This window comes from Solwaraspora sp. WMMA2065, assembly GCF_030345075.1.
Classification (GTDB): domain Bacteria; phylum Actinomycetota; class Actinomycetes; order Mycobacteriales; family Micromonosporaceae; genus Micromonospora_E.
Map to the genome: position 1 here is coordinate 2,153,420 of NZ_CP128361.1, position 17,577 is coordinate 2,170,996.

The window sequence follows — 17,577 nt, forward strand, 5'->3', positions numbered from 1 at the left end:
CGTGGCCCGGCAAGCACCGAAGCCGCAGGCCGCAGCCGGCGACAGGCAACGGACGACGGACGACGGACGACGGCATGATGCCGCAGAGGCGTGATCGTGCCTCTGCGGCATCATGGCCCGCGACGGTATGTGTGACGGCCGAAACCTCGACGGTGTCGACCGGTCAGCGCTTGACGTGCTCCGGGAAGCGGGCGATCTGCGCGAACTCGTCGGCGTCCAGGCTGGCGCCGCCGATCAGCGCGCCGTCAACGTCGGCCTCGGCCATGATCGCGGCGATGTTCGCCGCCTTGACCGAACCGCCGTACAGGATCCGGGTCTGGTCGGCGGTGGCCTGGTCGTACGACTCGGCCAGCCGGGCCCGGATCGCCCCGCACACCTCCTGCGCGTCAGCCGGGGTGGCGGTCTTGCCGGTGCCGATCGCCCAGACCGGCTCGTACGCGATGACGACCTTGACCACCTGCTCGGCGGTCAGCCCGGCCAGCGCGGCGTCGACCTGGTCACGGCAGTGCGCGACGTGGCCGCCGGCCTCCCGCACGTCCAGGCCCTCACCGACGCACAGGATCGGGGTGATCCCGTTGGCCAGTGCGGCGGCCACCTTGGCCTTGACCACCGCGTCGTCCTCGTTGTGGTACGCCCGCCGCTCGGAGTGGCCGACGGTGACGTACTGGCAGCCGAGCTTCGCCAGCATCGCCCCGGAGATGTCACCGGTGTAGGCACCGGAGGCGTGCGGCGACAGGTCCTGCGCGCCGTAGCCGATGGCCAGCTTGTCGCCGTCGATCAGCGTCTGCACGCTGCGCAGCGCGGTGAACGGCGGCAGCACCGCCACCTCGACGTCGGTCAGCTGCTGCTCGTTCAGGCTGAACGCCAGCTTCTGGACCAGCGCGATGGCTTCCAGGTGGTTGAGGTTCATCTTCCAGTTGCCGGCCATCAGCGGCCGGCGGGCAACGGTCTCAGGCACTGCTCTCACTTCTCCAGGGCGGCGATGCCGGGCAGGGTCTTGCCCTCCAGGTACTCCAGCGAGGCGCCCCCGCCGGTCGAGATGTGCCCGAAGGCGGACTCGTCGAGGCCGAGGGTGCGCACCGCTGCCGCCGAGTCGCCGCCGCCGACGACGGTGAAGCCGTCGACCTTGGTGATCGCCTCGGCGACGCCCCGGGTGCCGGCGGCGAACGGGGCCAGCTCGAACACACCCATCGGTCCGTTCCAGAAGACCGTCCGCGCCCCGGCGAGGGCCTCGGCGAACGCGGCGACGCTGCGCGGACCGATGTCCAGCCCGAGCCGGTCGGCCGGGATCGCGGCGGCGTCGACCACATCGTGGTCGGCGTCGGCGGCGAAGGCGGTCGCGGCCACCACGTCCACCGGCAGCACGATCTTGCCGGCACCCCGCTCCAGCAGGTCGCGGCAGGTGTCGACCATCTCGGCCTCCAGCAGCGACTTGCCGACCTCGTGGCCCTGGGCCTTGAGGAAGGTGAAACACATGCCGCCGCCGACCAGCAGCTTGTCGACGGTCGGCAGCAGCGCCTCGATGACGGCGAGCTTGTCGGAGACCTTCGACCCGCCGAGCACCACCACGTACGGCCGCTCCGGTGCGCCGGTCAGCTTGCCGAGCACCTCGACCTCACGGTGCACCAGCTTGCCGGCGACGTGCGGCAGCCGCGCCGGCACGTCGTACACGCTGGCGTGCTTGCGGTGCACGGCGCCGAACGCGTCGTCGACGTACGCGTCGGCGAACGCCGCCAGCTGGTCGGCGAAGGCACCCCGCTCATCGGCGTCCTTGCTGGTCTCCCCCGGGTTGAACCGCAGGTTCTCCAGCAGTGCGACCTGGCCGCCGGTCAGGCCGGCGACGGTGGCCTGCGCCGAGGTACCGACGGTGTCGGTGGCGAACGCGACCGGCGTGCCGAGCAGTTCGCCGAGCCGGGCGGCGACCGGGGCCAGGGTGTACTTCGGGTCCGGGGCGCCCTTGGGCCGGCCCAGGTGGGAGCAGACCACCACGGCCGCGCCGGCGTCACGCAGCGCGGTCAGGGTGGGCAGCACCGCACGGATCCGGCCGTCGTCGGCGATGACCCCCGGGTTGTCCTTCTCGAACGGGACGTTCAGGTCGGCGCGCAGCAGCACGCGCCGACCCGACACACCCTCGGCGAGAAGGTCGTCGAGAGTGGTTACCTGGCTCACAGGGACGCGCCCACCAGCTTGACCAGGTCCACCAGGCGGTTGGAGTAGCCCCACTCGTTGTCGTACCAGCCGACGACCTTGACCTGGTCGCCGATCACCTTGGTCAGGCCGGCGTCGAAGATGCACGACGCCGGATCGGTGACGATGTCGGCCGACACGATCGGGTCCTCGGTGTAGGTGAGGATGCCGGCCAGCGGGCCCTGCGCGGCGGCCTTGACCGCGGCGTTGACCTCTTCGACGGTGGTCTCCCGGCCGACGGTGACGGTCAGGTCGGTGGCCGAGCCGGTCGGGATCGGCACCCGCAGCGCGTAGCCGTCCAGCTTGCCCTTGAGCTCCGGCAGCACCAGGCCGATCGCCTTGGCGGCACCGGTCGAGGTCGGCACGATGTTCAGCGCGGCGGCGCGGGCCCGGCGCAGGTCGGAGTGCGGGCCGTCCTGCAGGTTCTGGTCCTGGGTGTACGCGTGGATGGTGGTCATCAGGCCACGCTCGATGCCGAACGTGTCCTGCAGCACCTTCGCCATCGGGGCGAGGCAGTTGGTGGTGCAGGAGGCGTTCGAGATGATCGTGTGCTTCGCCGGGTCGTACTGGCCGTCGTTGACGCCGAGCACGACGGTGAAGTCCTCGTTCTTGGCCGGGGCCGAGATGATCACCTTCTTGGCGCCGCCGTCGACGTGCGCCTTGGCCTTGGTCGCGTCGGTGAAGAAGCCGGTCGACTCGATCACCACGTCGGCGCCGAGCTCACCCCAGGGCAGCTTGGCCGGGTCGCGCTCGGCGAGCGCCTTGATGGTCTGCCCGCCGACGGTGATCTCGTCGCCGCTGGCCTTCACCTCGTGCGGCAGCCGGCCCAGGATGCTGTCGTACTTGAGCAGGTGCGCGGTGGTCGCGGTGTCGCCCAGGTCGTTGAAGGCGACGATCTGGATGTCCGCGCCGGAGGCGAGCACCGCCCGCGTGAAGTTACGGCCGATACGGCCGAAGCCGTTGATGCCAACCCGGATGGTCACAGGTCCCATCTCCTTGCTTCTCGCCCGTCCGGGCCGGAGCCGGACGGATTGGTGTGCGCCGACCGCGTGGCGGGCCGGGCGCCGATCAGATGATCCGGCTGGTCACGCCGCAGCCGTACGTGGCTCGGGCGGGACACCCGAGGCGGTGGTCGCGGCGGGAGAGCCGGGTGCCGGCCCCGTCGCCGTACACTGCGACCCTATCCGAGAAGCCCGTGCCGTGTTGCGCCGGGGCGTCCGGTCACCCTGGTTCACAACTGGTGTTCACCCGACGAGCATCTCCGCCGTCACCGCGTCCTCGGTGTCCGGAATGCCGAGATCGCGGGCCCGTTTGTCGGCCAGCGCCAGCAGCCGCCGGATCCGCCCGGCGATCGCGTCCTTGGTCAGTGGCGGGTCGGCCAGCGCACCCAGCTCCTCCAGCGACGCCTGGCGGTGCTCCAGCCGCAGCCGGCCCGCCGACGTCAGGTGCCGTGGGGCGTCGTCGGCGAGGATCTCCAACGCCCGGGTCACCCGGGCGGCGGCGGCCACCGCCGCGCGTGCCGAGCGGCGCAGGTTGGCGTCGTCGAAGTTGGCCAGCCGGTTCGCGGTGGCCCGCACCTCCCGGCGTACCCGCCGCTCCTCCCAGGTCAGCACGCTGGAGTGCGCGCCGATCCGGGTGAGCAGCGCGGCGATCGCGTCACCGTCCTTGACCACCACCCGGTCCACGCCGCGCACCTCGCGTGCCTTGGCGGCGATCCCCAGCCGCCGGGCGGCACCGACCAGCGCCAGCGCCGACTCCGGCCCCGGGCAGGTGATCTCCAACGCACTGGACCGGCCCGGCTCGGTCAACGACCCGTGCGACATGAACGCGCCCCGCCAGGCCGACACGGCGCAGCAGACGTTCGCCGACACCAGGTGCGGCGGCAGGCCACGCACCGGCCGACCCCGAACGTCCAGCAGCCCGGTCTGGCGGGCCAACGCCTCACCGTCCTTGACCACCCGGATGATGAAGTGGTTGCCCTTACGCAGCCCGCTCGGGCTCAGCACGTGGATCTCACTCGAGTAGCCGTAGACGTCGGCCACCTCCCGGCGCAGCCGCCGGGCGACCGCGTTGGTGTCCAGTTCGGCCTCGACGACGACCCGGCCGGCGACGATGTGCAGCCCGCCGGAAAAGCGCAGCAACGCGGCCATCTCGGCACGACGGCAGCACGGCTTGGGCACGTCGACCCGGCTCAGCTCGTCCTTGACGGCAGCGGTCATCGCCATAGTCATTCACCTCACGGGGGCCGGTTAGACGGCGGGTACCGATACGTACGTGCTTAACGAGCGGACCCCAGGACAGGCACCAGGGCGGCACCCAACGCGACCGGATCGTGCCGGGGGCTGCCGTCGGCGACCGCCAACGGGGCGAGCGTCAAACGCGCACCCAGCGATTCTGCCGCACGGGCCGCCGGCTCGGGATCGCCGACCGCCGTACCGTCGGCGAGCACCGTGTCGACCTGCAGCTGCGGCAGGTACCAGCTGAGCGCGGCGAGGTGGTCGGCGACCGACAGCCCGAGGGTCTCCTTCTCCGCCGCCAGGTTCAGGGTGACCAGCCGACGGGCCGGGCTGGCCACGATCGCGGCGGCCAGGTCCGGCACCAGCAGATGCGGGATGACGCTGGTGTACCAGCTGCCCGGCCCGAAGATCAGCCAGTCGGCGTCGCGCACCGCCGCCAGCACCGGCCGGCAGGCGGCCGGCGCCTTCGGCTGCAGCCGTACCGACTCGACCCGGCCCCGGGTGACCGCCACCGCGTGCTGGCCCCGGACGGTGATTACGTCGGCCGGCCGGCGCGGGTCGCCGCCGCACACGTCGGCTTCGATCGACACCGGCTCGCAGGACATCGGCAGCACCCGGCCGGTCGCGCCGAGCAGCCGGCCGACGTGGTCGAGCGCGGCGACCGGGTCGCCGAGCAGCTCCATCAGCCCGCACAGCACCAGGTTGCCGACCGCGTGCCCGGTGAGTGGGTCAGGACGGTCGGTCGCCGGCGCCTCCCCCGGCACCGGCACGAACCGGTGCTGGAACAGCTCGGCGGTCAACTGGTCGGCCGACGCCGGCCCGGCCAGCGCGGCGAGCGCCTGACGTAGATCGCCGGGGGGCAGCGCGCCACGGTCGGCCCGCAGCCGGCCACTCGACCCACCGTCGTCACCGACCGTGACCACCGCGGTGAGGTCCAGCGCCAGCTCGGCACCGGCGTGACGCAGGCCACGCAGCGAGGCGGCCAGCCCGTGCCCGCCGCCGAAGGCCACCACCCGCAGTGCGCTCACTCGCGCCCCAGGTCACGGTGCTGGGCGTTGACCGACAGCCGGGCCTGACGCAGCCGTACGGCGAGCTCCTCGGCGATCGCCACGCTGCGGTGCTTGCCGCCGGTGCAGCCGACCGCCACGGTCAGATAGCGTTTGCCCTCCCGCTCGAACCCGGCGGTGGTGGCGTTGACCAGCTCGGCGTAGTTGCGGACGAAGTCATCGGCGCCTTCCTGGCTGAGCACGTACCCGCTGACCGACGCCTCCCGGCCGGTGTACTCGCGCAGATCCGGGACCCAGTACGGGTTGGGCAGGAACCGCGCGTCGATCACGAAGTCGGCGTCCGGCGGCAGCCCGTACTTGAAGCCGAACGACAGCACGGTGATCCGCAGCCGGCGGGCGTCCTCGCCGCCGAACAGCTCCTCGACCCGGCGCCGGAGCTGGTTCTCGTTCAGATGGCTGGTGTCGATGATCACATCGGCCTGGTCGCGGGCCTCGGCGAGCAGCTCCCGCTCGGCGGCGATGCCGTCCGCCAGCCGACCGTCACCCTGCAGCGGATGCGAGCGCCGGACACTTTCGAACCGGCGGATCAGCACGTCGGCGGCGGCGTCGACGAAGACCACCCGGGGCTGGTATCCGCGCTCCTTGAGCGCCCGGATCGCGCCGACCAGGTCGGTGGAGAAGGCACGGCTGCGCACGTCCAGCACCATCGCGGTACGCCGGGCCGCCCCGCCGGCCCGCATCGCCAGCTCGGCCATGTCGAGCAGCAACGCCTGCGGCAGGTTGTCCACCACGTAGTAGCCGACGTTCTCCAGGGCCCGGGCCACGGTGCTGCGTCCGCCCCCGGACACCCCGGTCACCACGACCAGCCGGGCCTCGTTCTGGTCGGCCACGGTGCCGGCCGGTTCGCCGTCGTGTACGGCGCTGCTGGCCAGGTCGTCGACCGCCGCGACGCTGGCCGGTGTGTCGTCGGCCGGCCGGGTGATGTCGTCGCCCGGGTTCGGGCTGTTCTGCCTCACGGTCCTCCTGCCTCGGGTACGCGGCGCGCCAGGTGCGCGCAGGTCGGCACCACAGATGGGATTCTAGGTGCGATCCGCGCCGTCATCCGGCGACCCGGCGAGCGCAGCGACGATCGTCTCCGCGGTCCGCCGCCCGATGCCGGGTACCTCGGTGATCTCGTCGACGGTCGCCGAGGCGATCCGCCGGACCGAGCCGAAGTGCCGCAGCAGCGCCTTGCGGCGGGTCTCGCCGAGCCCGGGCACCTGGTCCAGCCCGGAGGCGGTCATCCGCTTCGACCGGCGCTGCCGGTGGTAGGTGATGGCGAACCGGTGCGCCTCGTCGCGGATGCGTTGCAGCAGGTAGAGCCCTTCAGAGGTGCGCGGCAGGATCACCGGGTAGTCGTCGCCGGGCAGCCACACCTCCTCCAGCCGCTTGGCCAGCCCGCACAGTGCCACGTCGTCGACGCCGAGCTCGGCCAGCACCGTCGCGGCGGCCTGCACCTGCGGCGCACCGCCGTCGACCACAACCAACTGCGGCGGGTACGCGAACCGGCGCGGCCGCCCGGTCTGCGGGTCGACGCCCGCCGGCAGCTGCCCCACGTCCACGGCCGGCGGCGCCGGTACGTCATCAGCAGGCACCGACCGTTCGGGGGCGGGCTGGCGATGGCGGGCGAAGCGTCTGCGCAGCACCTCGCTCATCGCGGACAGGTCGTCGGTCGCGCCGCGGACCGCGAACCGGCGGTACTCGGCCTTGCGGGGCAGCCCGTCCTCGAACACCACCAGGCTGGCCACCACGTCGGTGCCCTGGATCTGCGACACGTCGAAACACTCGATACGCAACGGCGCGGCGGCCAGCCCCAGGGCCTCGGCGATCTCCTCCAACGCCTGGCCGCGGGTGGTCAGGTCACTGGCCCGGCGCAGCTTGTGCCGGGTCAACGCCTCGCCGGCGTTGCGGGCCACCGTCTCCATCAGGGCGCGCTTGTCGCCGCGTTGCGGCACCCGCAGCGTCACCCGGCCGCCCCGGCGGGCGGTCAGCCAGTCGGCGAGCGCCGGCGCGTCGGCCGGCAGCTCGGGCACCAGCAACTCCCGGGGCACGTCGGTCTCACCCTGTTCGGGGCCGTACACCTGGGTGCAGAAGTGATGGACGAGGTCGGCGGCGGTCAGCTGCTCGACCTTCTCCACCACCCAGCCGCGCTGACCGCGTACCCGGCCGCCGCGGACGTGGAACACCTGCACCGCGGCTTCGAGCGGGTCCTCGGCGAAGGCGACCACGTCGGCGTCGGTGCCGTCACCGAGCACGACGGTTTGCTTCTCCATCGCCTTGCGCAGCGCGGCGACGTCGTCACGCAGCCGGGCGGCCCGTTCGAACTCCAACGCCTCGGCGGCGTCGTGCATGTCCCGCTCCAACCGGCGCACCATGGTGTCGGTGCGCCCGGCCATGAAGTCGCAGAACTCGTCGACGATTGCCCGGTGCCCGGCGGCGTCGACCCGGCCGACGCACGGTGCCGAGCACTTGCCGATGTCGCCGAGCAGACACGGCCGCCCGACCTGGCCGGCCTGCCGGAACACCCCGGCCGAGCAGGTCCGCGCCGGGAAGACCCGCAGTAGCAGGTCGAGGGTCTCGCGGATCGCCCAGGCATGCGAGTACGGCCCGAAGTAACGCACCCCTTTGCGTTTCGCCCCGCGCATCACCTGCAGCCGGGGAAACTCCTCGTCCAGCGTCACCGCCAGGTACGGGTAGGACTTGTCGTCCCGGTAGCGGACGTTGAACCGGGGGTCGTACTCCTTGATCCAGAGGTACTCCAGCTGCAGCGCCTCGACCTCGCTGCCGACGGTCACCCAGTCGACCGACGCGGCGGTGGTGACCATCTGCTGGGTGCGCTGGTGCAGCTGCCACAGGTCGCCGAAGTAGGAGTTGAGCCGGCTGCGCAGGCTCTTGGCCTTGCCGACGTAGATGACCCGCCCGGTGGGATCACGGAACCGGTAGACCCCCGGCGAGTCCGGGATGGTGCCGGGGGCAGGGCGGTAGCTGGACGGATCTGGCATCGCCGTCAGCGTAGTCCAGGGCTGTGACAGCTCCGGTCGTCCGCGTCCGCGTGGGCGGCACGCACCCGGCGGACGCGGACGACCGGACCCGTCAGGCCACCGAGATGGTCTCGCCGTCGACGGTAATGGTCTTCTCCTCCAGCGGCGCCGACGCCGGGCCGGAGAGCACCGAGCCGTCGGAAATGGAGAAGCTGCTGAAGTGGCAGGTGCAGTTGATGGTGCCACCGTCGAGGTTGGCCACCGGGCAGCCCTGGTGGGTGCAGACGTTGCTGAATGCCTTGAACTCTCCCTCGGCGGGCTGGGTGACCACGACCCCCTGGGCGGCGAGGATGACGCCGCTGCCGACCGGCACCTGGCCGGTGGTGAGCCCGTCGCCGCCGGACCCGGTGTCGCCGCCGCCGTCCGTTCCGCTGTCCGTACCGCCGTCCGTGCCGGCGGGCTGGCCCGCGTCGACCGGCGCGTTCGCACCGTCGCCCAGGTCGTCGTCGGTACCGGTGCCGCAGGCGGCGAGCGCCACGGTCGCTCCGACCCCGCTTGCGCCGATCAGCAGCGCCCGGCGGCTGGTCGGACCGGTGTCGGTCGTCGTCTGGTGCTCAGTCATTCAGCTTGCCTCCTGTCAGTTGCCACGGCTGGTCGTCCGTGGCCACGCCAGTAGAAACGGCGACGCGTCACGAACGGTTCATCCCGGTATGACGGTAGGACCATGATTCATACGCAGCCGTAGACGCCGCTGTACGGGAGCTGTGTCAATGCTGTGCGACGGCTTCGGCCGCCCGGCGCCCACCAGTGCCGCGCTTGGCTCTGGCCGTCGGGCTCTTCGTCCGGCCGGGCGTACCGTTGGCCTTCGCGGCCCGCGCGGACGCGGCGGCGGCTCCACCGGCGTCGCCGGCGCGGCCCAGGACCGGGCGCAGGAACGCCCCGGTGTGGCTCTCGGCGACCTCGGCGACCTCCTCCGGCGTGCCGGCGGCCACCACGGTGCCGCCCCGGTGCCCGCCCTCCGGCCCCATGTCGATCAGCCAGTCGGCGGTCTTGATCACGTCGAGGTTGTGCTCGATGACCACCACGGTGTTGCCCTTGTCGACCAGACCGGCCAGCACGGTCAGCAGCTTGCGGATGTCCTCGAAGTGCAGCCCGGTGGTCGGCTCGTCGAGCACGTAGACGGTCCGGCCCGTGGAGCGTTTCTGCAACTCGGAGGCGAGCTTGACGCGCTGTGCCTCGCCGCCGGACAGGGTCGGCGCCGGCTGGCCGAGCCGTACGTAGCCCAGGCCGACGTCGACCAGGGTCTTCAGGTGCCGGTGGATCGCCGGGATGGCCTCGAAGAAGTCGGCAGCCTCCTCGATCGGCATCTGCAGAATCTCGGCGATGGTGCGGCCCTTGTAGTGGACCTCGAGGGTCTCCCGGTTGTACCGGTCGCCCTTGCAGACCTCGCACGGCACGTAGACGTCCGGCAGGAAGTTCATCTCGATCTTGATGGTGCCGTCGCCCGAGCACGCCTCGCACCGGCCGCCCTTGACGTTGAACGAGAACCGCCCCGGACCGTAGCCGCGCACCTTGGCCTCGGTCGTCTCGGCGAACAACCGGCGGACGTGGTCGAACACCCCGGTGTAGGTCGCCGGATTCGACCGTGGGGTACGGCCGATCGGCGACTGGTCGACGCCGACGACCTTGTCCACGTGGTCCAGCCCGGTGATCCGGGTGTGCCGGCCGGGCACCAGCCGGGCGTTGTTGATCTGGTTGGCCAGTACGGTGTAGAGGATGTCGTTGACCAGCGTCGACTTGCCGGAGCCGCTGACCCCGGTGACCGCGATCAGCTGGCCGAGCGGGAACGTGACGGTCAGGTTGCGCAGGTTGTGCTCGCGGGCGCCGTGCACCACCAGCTCCCGGCCGGCCGTCGCCGGCCGCCGGGTGGCCGGCACCGGGATCGCCCTGCGACCGGACAGGTACGCCCCGGTCAGCGACTCGTCGCTGGTCAGTAGCTCGTCGACCGGCCCGCTGTGCACGATCCGGCCGCCGTGCTCACCGGCGCCCGGCCCGATGTCGACGATCCAGTCGGCGGTCCGGATGGTGTCCTCGTCGTGCTCGACCACGATCAGCGTGTTGCCCAGGCCGCGCAGCCGCACCAGGGTTTCGATCAGCCGGTGGTTGTCCCGCTGGTGCAACCCGATCGACGGCTCGTCCAGCACGTACAGCACCCCGACCAGGCCGGAGCCGATCTGGGTGGCGAGCCGGATCCGCTGCGCCTCGCCGCCGGACAGGGTGCCGGCCGGGCGGTCCAGCGACAGGTAGTCCAGTCCGACGTCGACCAGGAACCGCAGCCGGGCGTTGATCTCCTTGAGCACCCGCTCGGCGATCATCTTCTGCCGGTCGGTGAGCACCAGCCCGCCCAGCAGGTCGGCGCACTCGCCGACGGACAGCCCGGTCACCTCGGCGATGTTGCGCCCGGCCACGGTCACCGCGAGCACCTCGGGCTTGAGCCGGGCGCCGCCGCACGACCCGCACGGCACGTCCCGCATGTAGCCCTCGTACTTCTCCCGCGACCATTCCGACTCGGTGTCGGTGTGCCGCCGCTCGATCCACTGCACCACGCCCTCGAAGCCGGTGTAGTAGGACCGCTCCCGGCCGTACTTGTTGCGGTAGCGGACGTGCACCTGGTCGTCGGCGCCGTACAGGATGGTCTTCTGCGCCCGGCTGGGCAGTTTGCGCCACGGGGTGTCCAGGTCGAAGTGCTCCGCCTCGCCGAGCGCGGCCAGCAGCCGGGCGAAGTACTCCTGGGTCTGCCCGCCGGACCACGGCTGGATGGCGCCGTCGCGCAGGGAGCGCTCCACGTCCGGGACGACCAGCTCCGCGTCGACCTCTTTCTTGGTCCCCAGACCGACGCATTCCGGGCAGGCACCGTAGGGCGCGTTGAACGAGAAGACCCGCGGCTCCAGGTCCTCGATCGCCAGCGGATGATCGTTCGGGCAGGCCAGGTGCTCGGAGAAGCGTCGCTCGCGGGCCGGGTCGTCCTCGGCGAGGTCGACGAAGTCGAGCAGCACGATGCCACCGGTGAGGCCGAGCGCCGACTCCACCGAGTCGGTCAGCCGACGCCGGGCGCTGGCCTTGACGGTCAGCCGGTCGACGACCACCTCGATCGTGTGCTTCTCCTGCTTCTTGAGCTTCGGCGGCTCGGTCAACGGGTGGACCACGCCGTCGACCCGGGCCCGGGCGTACCCCTTGGCCTGCAGATCGGCGAAGAGGTCGAGGTACTCGCCCTTGCGCCCGCGCACCACCGGGGCGAGCACCATGAACCGGGTGCCCTCGGGCATGGCCAGCACCCGGTCGACGATCTGCTGCGGGGTCTGTCGGGAGATCCGCTCGCCGCAGACCGGGCAGTGCGGCTCGCCGACCCGGGCGAAGAGCAGCCGCAGGTAGTCGTAGACCTCGGTGATCGTGCCGACGGTGGACCGCGGGTTGCGCGAGGTGGACTTCTGGTCGATGGAGACCGCCGGAGACAGCCCTTCGATGAAGTCGACGTCCGGTTTGTCCATCTGGCCGAGAAACTGCCGGGCGTACGACGACAGCGACTCGACATAGCGCCGCTGTCCCTCGGCGAAGATGGTGTCGAACGCGAGGCTCGACTTGCCCGAGCCGGACAGCCCGGTGAACACGATGAGCGCGTCACGTGGCAGGTCAAGGCTGACGTCGCGGAGGTTGTGCTCACGCGCGCCACGGATGATCAATCGGTCGGCCACGGTCCGCCTGCTCCCGTAGAGGCTCACAAGATCTGCGTTGGTCGGGTGTCTGAATCGTCATTTTCGTCGCTTCTAGCCAGTGGTCTGTAGCTGACCTGGCCGACGCCCCGGCAACTGTAGCCCCAGGCTCCGACAACTCTGCCCGACACACGTCGTCACCCGATCGAGGTACCCCGGAACCAGTCCCGCCGATACCGCCCGGGCGGGCCGGATCGGCCGGCATACTGCACATACTGGTCAAGTCACCCATTGACCTGGCGTGGAGCAGGGGGTTCCTCCACGTGTCAGCGGGCCGGCCCGTCCGATCGGGGGGTGGGACGGGTCGGCCCCCGCTGCCACCCGGCCGGCAGGACCGACCAAGCCGGCAATGTCGGGCCGGTCAGCGGCACCGTATCCTCTGGTCCCATGTCCGACGCTGTCTCCGACGCCACGGTCGACGCGAACGCTACGCCCGATGCGAGAGTCATGCTCGATACGAATCTCAAACCCGACGCGGCCGTACCCGAAACCGACGGGTCGCCGCCCGGCACGACAGGGCAGCAGCCCTCCCGCCGCCGTGGCGGCCGCTGGCTGCGTCTCGCCCTGCTCGTCACAGGGCTGTCGCTGATCCTGGTGGTCGGCGGTACCGCCGCCGCCGGGTGGCTGTACGCCCGGTCCGTCGAGTCGCACGTCGACAAGGTGGAGATCTTCACCGCACTGCCCGAGGCGCAACGCCCGGTCAAGGCCGTCGAGCAGGCGAGGAACTTCTTGATCGTCGGCAGCGACTCGCGGGATCCGGACACCTCCGGTTCCCGCACCGACACGATCATCCTGGCGCACCTGCCGGCCGACCGCGGCGGCGTACAGATGATCTCCATCCCCCGGGACACCTGGGTCCGGGTGCCGGACCCGGACGGCGGCGACGGCCGCCAAGACAAGATCAACTCCGCGTACGCGACCGGCGGGACGCCGCTGCTGGTGCAGACCGTGGAGGGATTCACCGGGGTCCGGATCGACCACGTGGTGCTCATCGACTTCGCCGGCTTCGCCGAGATCATCGACGCCGTCGGCGGAATCGAACTCGCCGTCGACGAGTCGTTCACCTCGGTCCACCCGCCATACCGGCAGTTCACCGCCGGGCTGCAGCAGATGGACGGCGACACCGCGCTGGACTACGCCCGGCAGCGCAAGCAGTTCGCCGACGGCGACTTCACCCGGGTGCGGCACCAGCAGGAGATCATCGCGGCGGTGCTGGACCAGGCCAGCGGCAGTGGGCTGCTCACCAGCCCGGGCCGGCTCGACGACTTCCTGCGCGCCACCGCCGACGCGGTCACCGTGGACGAGGGCACCTCGGTGTTCGACACGGTGTGGGCGCTGCGGCAGCTGCGCAGCACCGACCTGACCATGCTCACCTCGCCGTCGGCGGGCACCGGTCAGCAGGCCGGGCAGAGTGTCGTGTTCCCCGACGACGCGGCCGCGGCCGACCTGTACGCGGCGGTCCGCGGCGACACCGTCGACGACTGGCTGCGCGAACACCCGACCGGCCGCTGACCCGGCGTCACCGCTGCCGGTTACGTGCCCGGTTCTCCTTCGAGATCCGCTTCCACCTGGCCCGCTCGGCGGCGGCCAGCCGCGCGTCCCGGCGACGCATCTCATGCGCGACCTCCCGCTGCAGGCGCTGCCAACTCTCCCAGCGGCGCACCGGCAGGTCGCCGGACTCGATCGCGGCACGCACCGCGCAGCCCGGCTCACCGCTGTGCGCGCAGTCGGCGAACCGGCAGGCGGCGGCGAGCTCGGCCACGTCGGAGAACGCCTCATCCAGGCCGTCGGCGGAGTCCAGCAGACCCACCGCCCGTACGCCCGGGGTGTCCAGCACCGCCCCGCCGCCGGGGATCGGGATCAGCGCCCGGTAGGTGGTGGTGTGTCGGCCCTTGCCGTCGACCCGACGGATGGCCTGCACCCCCATCACCTCGGTGCCGGCCAGCGCATTCACCAGCGTCGACTTGCCCGCCCCGGACGGCCCCAGCAGCCCCAGGGTGCGGCCGGGCGCCGCGAGCCGGGACACCTCGTCGATGCCGTCACCGCGCTGCGCGCTGACCGCGATGACCGGTACGCCCGGTGCCACGGCGGACACCTGGTCGCCCACCGCCGCCGGGTCGGCCACCGCGTCGCACTTGGTCAGCAGGACCACCGGCTCGGCGCCGGACTCCCAGGCCAACGCCAGGAAGCGTTCGATGCGGCCCAGGTCGGGTGCCGGGTGCATCGGTTCGACGACGGCGGCCGTGTCGACGTTGGCGGCGAGCACCTGCCCGGTGGAGTCCTTGTCGGCGGTACGGCGCACCAGCGCGGTCCGCCGGGGCAGCACCTGCTCGACGGTGGTCCGCTCGTCCGGCCAGGTCCGCACCAGCACCCAGTCGCCGGCGCAGGGCAGGGCCACCGGGTCGGACGCGGCGGCGGTGAGGACCGCGCCGGCGACACTGGCCCGCATCGGTCCGTCGGCCACCAGTACGGTGCACACCCCGCGGTCCACCCGGGCCACCCGGCCGGGCTGGTGGTCGGTGTCGGGAGCCGGCAGGGCACGGTCGTGGAAGGCGTCCCAGCCGAGGGACGCGAGATCGAACGTCATGGGAACCCTTGTCAGGTCGTGGGGTGCCCGCCGGCCGGACCGGCCGGACGACCCCGGTGGGAAGGAGAGGCGGACGGACCGCAGGGGACAGTCACGGTCACCACCACCTCCCTCCGGAGAGCTCTGCCTGACGCGTCACGGCAACGGTAGCCTTCTGACGGCAGCCGGGGAAAGCCAATTCCGCCCAGCCACGACCAGCAGGAGGTTCCGGTGCCCTACCAGGGAGATGTCACCGTCGGCGGCGCGCCGGACGTCCGGGAGCTGACCGGGCTCACCATCACCAAGATCGCGGTCGGGCCGATGGACAACAACTCCTACCTGCTGCGCTGCACCAGCACCGGCGAGCAGGTGCTGATCGACGCGGCGAACGAGGCACCCCGGCTGCTGGAGCTGATCGGGCCGGCCGGGCTCGCCGCCGTGGTCACCACCCACCAGCACATGGACCACTGGGTCGCGCTGGAGGAGGTGGCCGCCGCGACCGGGGCCGCCTCGCTCGCCCACCCGGCCGACGCCGACGGGCTGCCCCTGGTCACCGCCACCATCACCGACGGCGACCGGGTCGCGGTCGGCGACTGTGAACTGGAGGTCGTCCACCTGGTCGGGCACACGCCCGGCTCGGTCGCCCTGCTCTACCGGGATCCGCGCGGGGTGGCGCACCTGTTCACCGGCGACGCGTTGTTCCCCGGCGGGGTCGGCAACACCCGCGGCGACCGGCGCAACTTCCTGTCTCTGATCGACGACGTCGAGCGCAAGCTGTTCGACCGGCTGCCCGACGACACCTGGTTCTACCCCGGTCACGGGAAGGACTCCACGCTCGGTGCCGAGCGTCCGGCGCTGCCACAGTGGCGGACCCGCGGTTGGTGACCCGTCACCGGCGACGCGGCGACGCGGCGACGCGGCGACGGTCAGATCGTGCGGCGACCGCCGGTCACGGCGAGCACCTCGCCGGTCGTGTAGCTGGACTCCTGCGAGGCGAAGAAGACGAACGACGGGGCCAGCTCCGCCGGCTGCGCCGGCCGACCGATCGGCGACGTGGTGCCGAACTTGCCCACCGCCTCCGGCGGCATGGTCGCCGGAATCAACGGCGTCCAGACCGGCCCGGGCGCCACCGAGTTCACCCGGATCCCCTGGTCGACCAGGTTCGCCGCCAGCCCTTTGGTGAAGTTCACGATGCCCGCCTTGGTGGTCGCGTAGTCCAACAACGACGGCGACGGATCGAACGCCTGGATCGACGACGTGTTGATGATGCTGGACCCCGGCGGCATGTGCGGCACGGCCGCCCTGCAGATCCAGAACAACGCGTACAGGTTGGTCTTCAGCACCCGGTCGAACTGCTCGGTGGAGATCTCCGCGATCCCCTTCTCCTGCGCCATCTGGTACCCGGCGTTGTTGACCAGAATGTCGATGCCGCCGAGCTCCTCGACGGCGCGTCGCACCAGCTCCACGCACTGATGCTCGGTGGTGATGTCGCCCGGTACCGGCACCGCCCGCCGGCCGGCCGACTCGACCAGCCGGACCGTCTCCCGGGCGTCGCGCTCCTCCTGCGGCAGGTACGACAGCACGACGTCGGCACCTTCCCGGGCGAACGCGAGCGCCACCGCGCGACCGATCCCCGAGTCCCCGCCGGTGATCACCGCCCGCCGGTCGGTCAACCTGCCGGAGCCGCGGTAACTCTCCTCGCCGTGGTCCGGCGGCGGGTCCATCCTGACCCCGGTGCCCGGTGGCGGCTGCTTCTGCACCGGCTGCCCCCGCCGCTGACCGTACTGCTCCGTCGGATCCTGCCGGCTGTGCTGGTCGGCCATGATCGTTCGCTCCTCACGGTACGGGCGCAACGGGTGTGAACACCGCAGCCGTACCCACACCACCCCGGACCGAAACCGCCTGCCGGTTCCCGAACCCAATCGCCGACCGCTCAGTTCTGCAGGAAGCCCTGGGCGACCCGGGCCTCGGCCAGCAACCGGGAGCAGGCCGCCGGGTCGGACTCGGTGATGGTGGGCACCTCGTCCTCGCCGCTGAGGCTGCGCAGGAACGCGAGTTCGGCGGGCCCGATGTGCCGGACCTTGCCGCTGTCGTGCACGACGTAGATCGGGTTCGGGGTCTGGATGGTGCACTGCACGAGGTACATGACGGTGTCTCCCGGGTCGTCGAGGTCGTCGATAATCCATCGTGGTCGGGGTGGTACCGGCGGTCGGATCGCGGTGACGATCTGCGCTGCTCGGGCGACGATCGTCGGTTTCTGAGCGACGATTGCCGGACCGGGACACTGGCTGTGTCCCCAGTCGAAGCCGTTCTCGGCACCCATGCTGTGGTGGCCCAGTCCGCGTTCGCGCGGGCTGTTCGCGTTGCGGACCGGCACGCCGTGTTCGAGGTGTGATCGGGCCAGCAGTTGGGCGTTCGCCTCCAGCTGGGGTGCGGTGAGCCGGTCCGGCAGGAACCCCTCGTTCTCGATACTGAGCCAGGTGCGGTTGCCCGCCCGCTGTGTCCACGCCCGGATCTCGGTGTCGACCATCTGCGCGATGCGCCCGTCCTTGGCCACGACGAAGTGCGACGACACCCGCGACGCGGGGTTGCGCTGCCAGGCGATGGTGCCCTCGAAGTATCCGGCGGCGATGTGCACCACGATGCCGTGGTGCGCGTCGAGGCGGTCCTCCGGCTCGTTCAACGCACCGGTGCCGTTGCCGCTGTTCACGGTGGGACCCCGCCAGGTAGCGAGATCGGTCCAGATTCCCATGTGGTGGTGCCTCCTTTCCCAGCCGGCGGATGGGTGGG

The 17,577-nt window shown here is 71.6% G+C and carries 13 protein-coding genes and 1 pseudogene; 2 read left to right on the forward strand and 12 right to left on the reverse strand.

Annotated elements, in window-relative coordinates; genetic code table 11:
* Window positions 1-163: 163 nt before the first annotated feature.
* The 9 genes from tpiA to uvrA form a co-directional block, all read right to left on the reverse strand.
* Window positions 164-928, reverse strand: a complete 765-nt coding sequence (tpiA, locus tag O7610_RS09765; RefSeq protein ID WP_289213596.1) for a triose-phosphate isomerase — start codon at window positions 926-928, stop codon at window positions 164-166.
* A gap of 35 nt (window positions 929-963) precedes the next feature.
* Window positions 964-2,169: a phosphoglycerate kinase gene (locus O7610_RS09770; protein WP_282231276.1), complete on the reverse strand. Its 1,206-nt coding sequence runs from the start codon at window positions 2,167-2,169 to the stop codon at window positions 964-966.
* The gene (gap, locus tag O7610_RS09775; RefSeq protein WP_281550424.1) at window positions 2,166-3,170 is read right to left on the reverse strand and encodes a type I glyceraldehyde-3-phosphate dehydrogenase; all 1,005 of its coding nucleotides are present in this window, start codon (window positions 3,168-3,170) and stop codon (window positions 2,166-2,168) included. The genes O7610_RS09770 and gap overlap by 4 nt, the downstream gene beginning before the upstream one ends.
* Before the next feature lie 261 nt (window positions 3,171-3,431).
* Window positions 3,432-4,412, reverse strand: coding sequence for a DNA-binding protein WhiA (gene whiA, locus O7610_RS09780; protein WP_123602428.1), 981 nt, complete (start codon window positions 4,410-4,412; stop codon window positions 3,432-3,434).
* 53 nt (window positions 4,413-4,465) lie between these two features.
* Window positions 4,466-5,452, reverse strand: coding sequence for a gluconeogenesis factor YvcK family protein (locus O7610_RS09785; RefSeq protein WP_281550425.1), 987 nt, complete (start codon window positions 5,450-5,452; stop codon window positions 4,466-4,468).
* A complete protein-coding gene (rapZ, locus tag O7610_RS09790) occupies window positions 5,449-6,321 on the reverse strand; it encodes an RNase adapter RapZ (RefSeq protein ID WP_281555620.1) in 873 nt (290 codons plus the stop codon). The genes O7610_RS09785 and rapZ overlap by 4 nt, the downstream gene beginning before the upstream one ends.
* 189 nt (window positions 6,322-6,510) lie before the next feature.
* Window positions 6,511-8,472, reverse strand: a complete 1,962-nt coding sequence (gene uvrC, locus O7610_RS09795) for an excinuclease ABC subunit UvrC (RefSeq protein WP_289213105.1) — start codon at window positions 8,470-8,472, stop codon at window positions 6,511-6,513.
* 91 nt (window positions 8,473-8,563) lie between these two features.
* Complete coding sequence (locus tag O7610_RS09800) at window positions 8,564-9,073, reverse strand: Rieske (2Fe-2S) protein (protein WP_289213106.1); 510 nt, start codon at window positions 9,071-9,073, stop codon at window positions 8,564-8,566.
* A gap of 145 nt (window positions 9,074-9,218) precedes the next feature.
* Complete coding sequence (gene uvrA / locus O7610_RS09805) at window positions 9,219-12,203, reverse strand: excinuclease ABC subunit UvrA (protein ID WP_281550428.1); 2,985 nt, start codon at window positions 12,201-12,203, stop codon at window positions 9,219-9,221.
* Between the two features lie 405 nt (window positions 12,204-12,608).
* On the opposite strand from uvrA, the gene O7610_RS09810 reads away from it, so the two are divergent.
* On the forward strand, window positions 12,609-13,733 hold the full coding sequence (locus tag O7610_RS09810; RefSeq protein ID WP_281550429.1) for an LCP family protein: 1,125 nt from the start codon (window positions 12,609-12,611) through the stop codon (window positions 13,731-13,733).
* Here O7610_RS09810 and rsgA read toward each other — a convergent pair.
* A pseudogene (gene rsgA / locus O7610_RS09815) lies at window positions 13,728-14,808 on the reverse strand (ribosome small subunit-dependent GTPase A); the annotation flags it as partial. The gene O7610_RS09810 and the pseudogene rsgA sit on opposite strands and share 6 nt — an antisense overlap.
* A 210-nt stretch (window positions 14,809-15,018) precedes the next feature.
* Here rsgA and O7610_RS09820 point away from each other — a divergent pair.
* Window positions 15,019-15,672 (forward strand): MBL fold metallo-hydrolase, encoded by a 654-nt coding sequence (locus O7610_RS09820; protein WP_281550431.1) that lies wholly within the window; start codon window positions 15,019-15,021, stop codon window positions 15,670-15,672.
* A 41-nt stretch (window positions 15,673-15,713) separates the two neighbouring features.
* Here O7610_RS09820 and O7610_RS09825 read toward each other — a convergent pair whose 3' ends face one another.
* Window positions 15,714-16,610 (reverse strand): SDR family oxidoreductase, encoded by an 897-nt coding sequence (locus O7610_RS09825; RefSeq protein WP_475050865.1) that lies wholly within the window; start codon window positions 16,608-16,610, stop codon window positions 15,714-15,716.
* A gap of 110 nt (window positions 16,611-16,720) precedes the next feature.
* The gene (locus O7610_RS09830; protein ID WP_281550432.1) at window positions 16,721-17,539 is read right to left on the reverse strand and encodes an N-acetylmuramoyl-L-alanine amidase; all 819 of its coding nucleotides are present in this window, start codon (window positions 17,537-17,539) and stop codon (window positions 16,721-16,723) included.
* Window positions 17,540-17,577 lie beyond the last annotated feature (38 nt).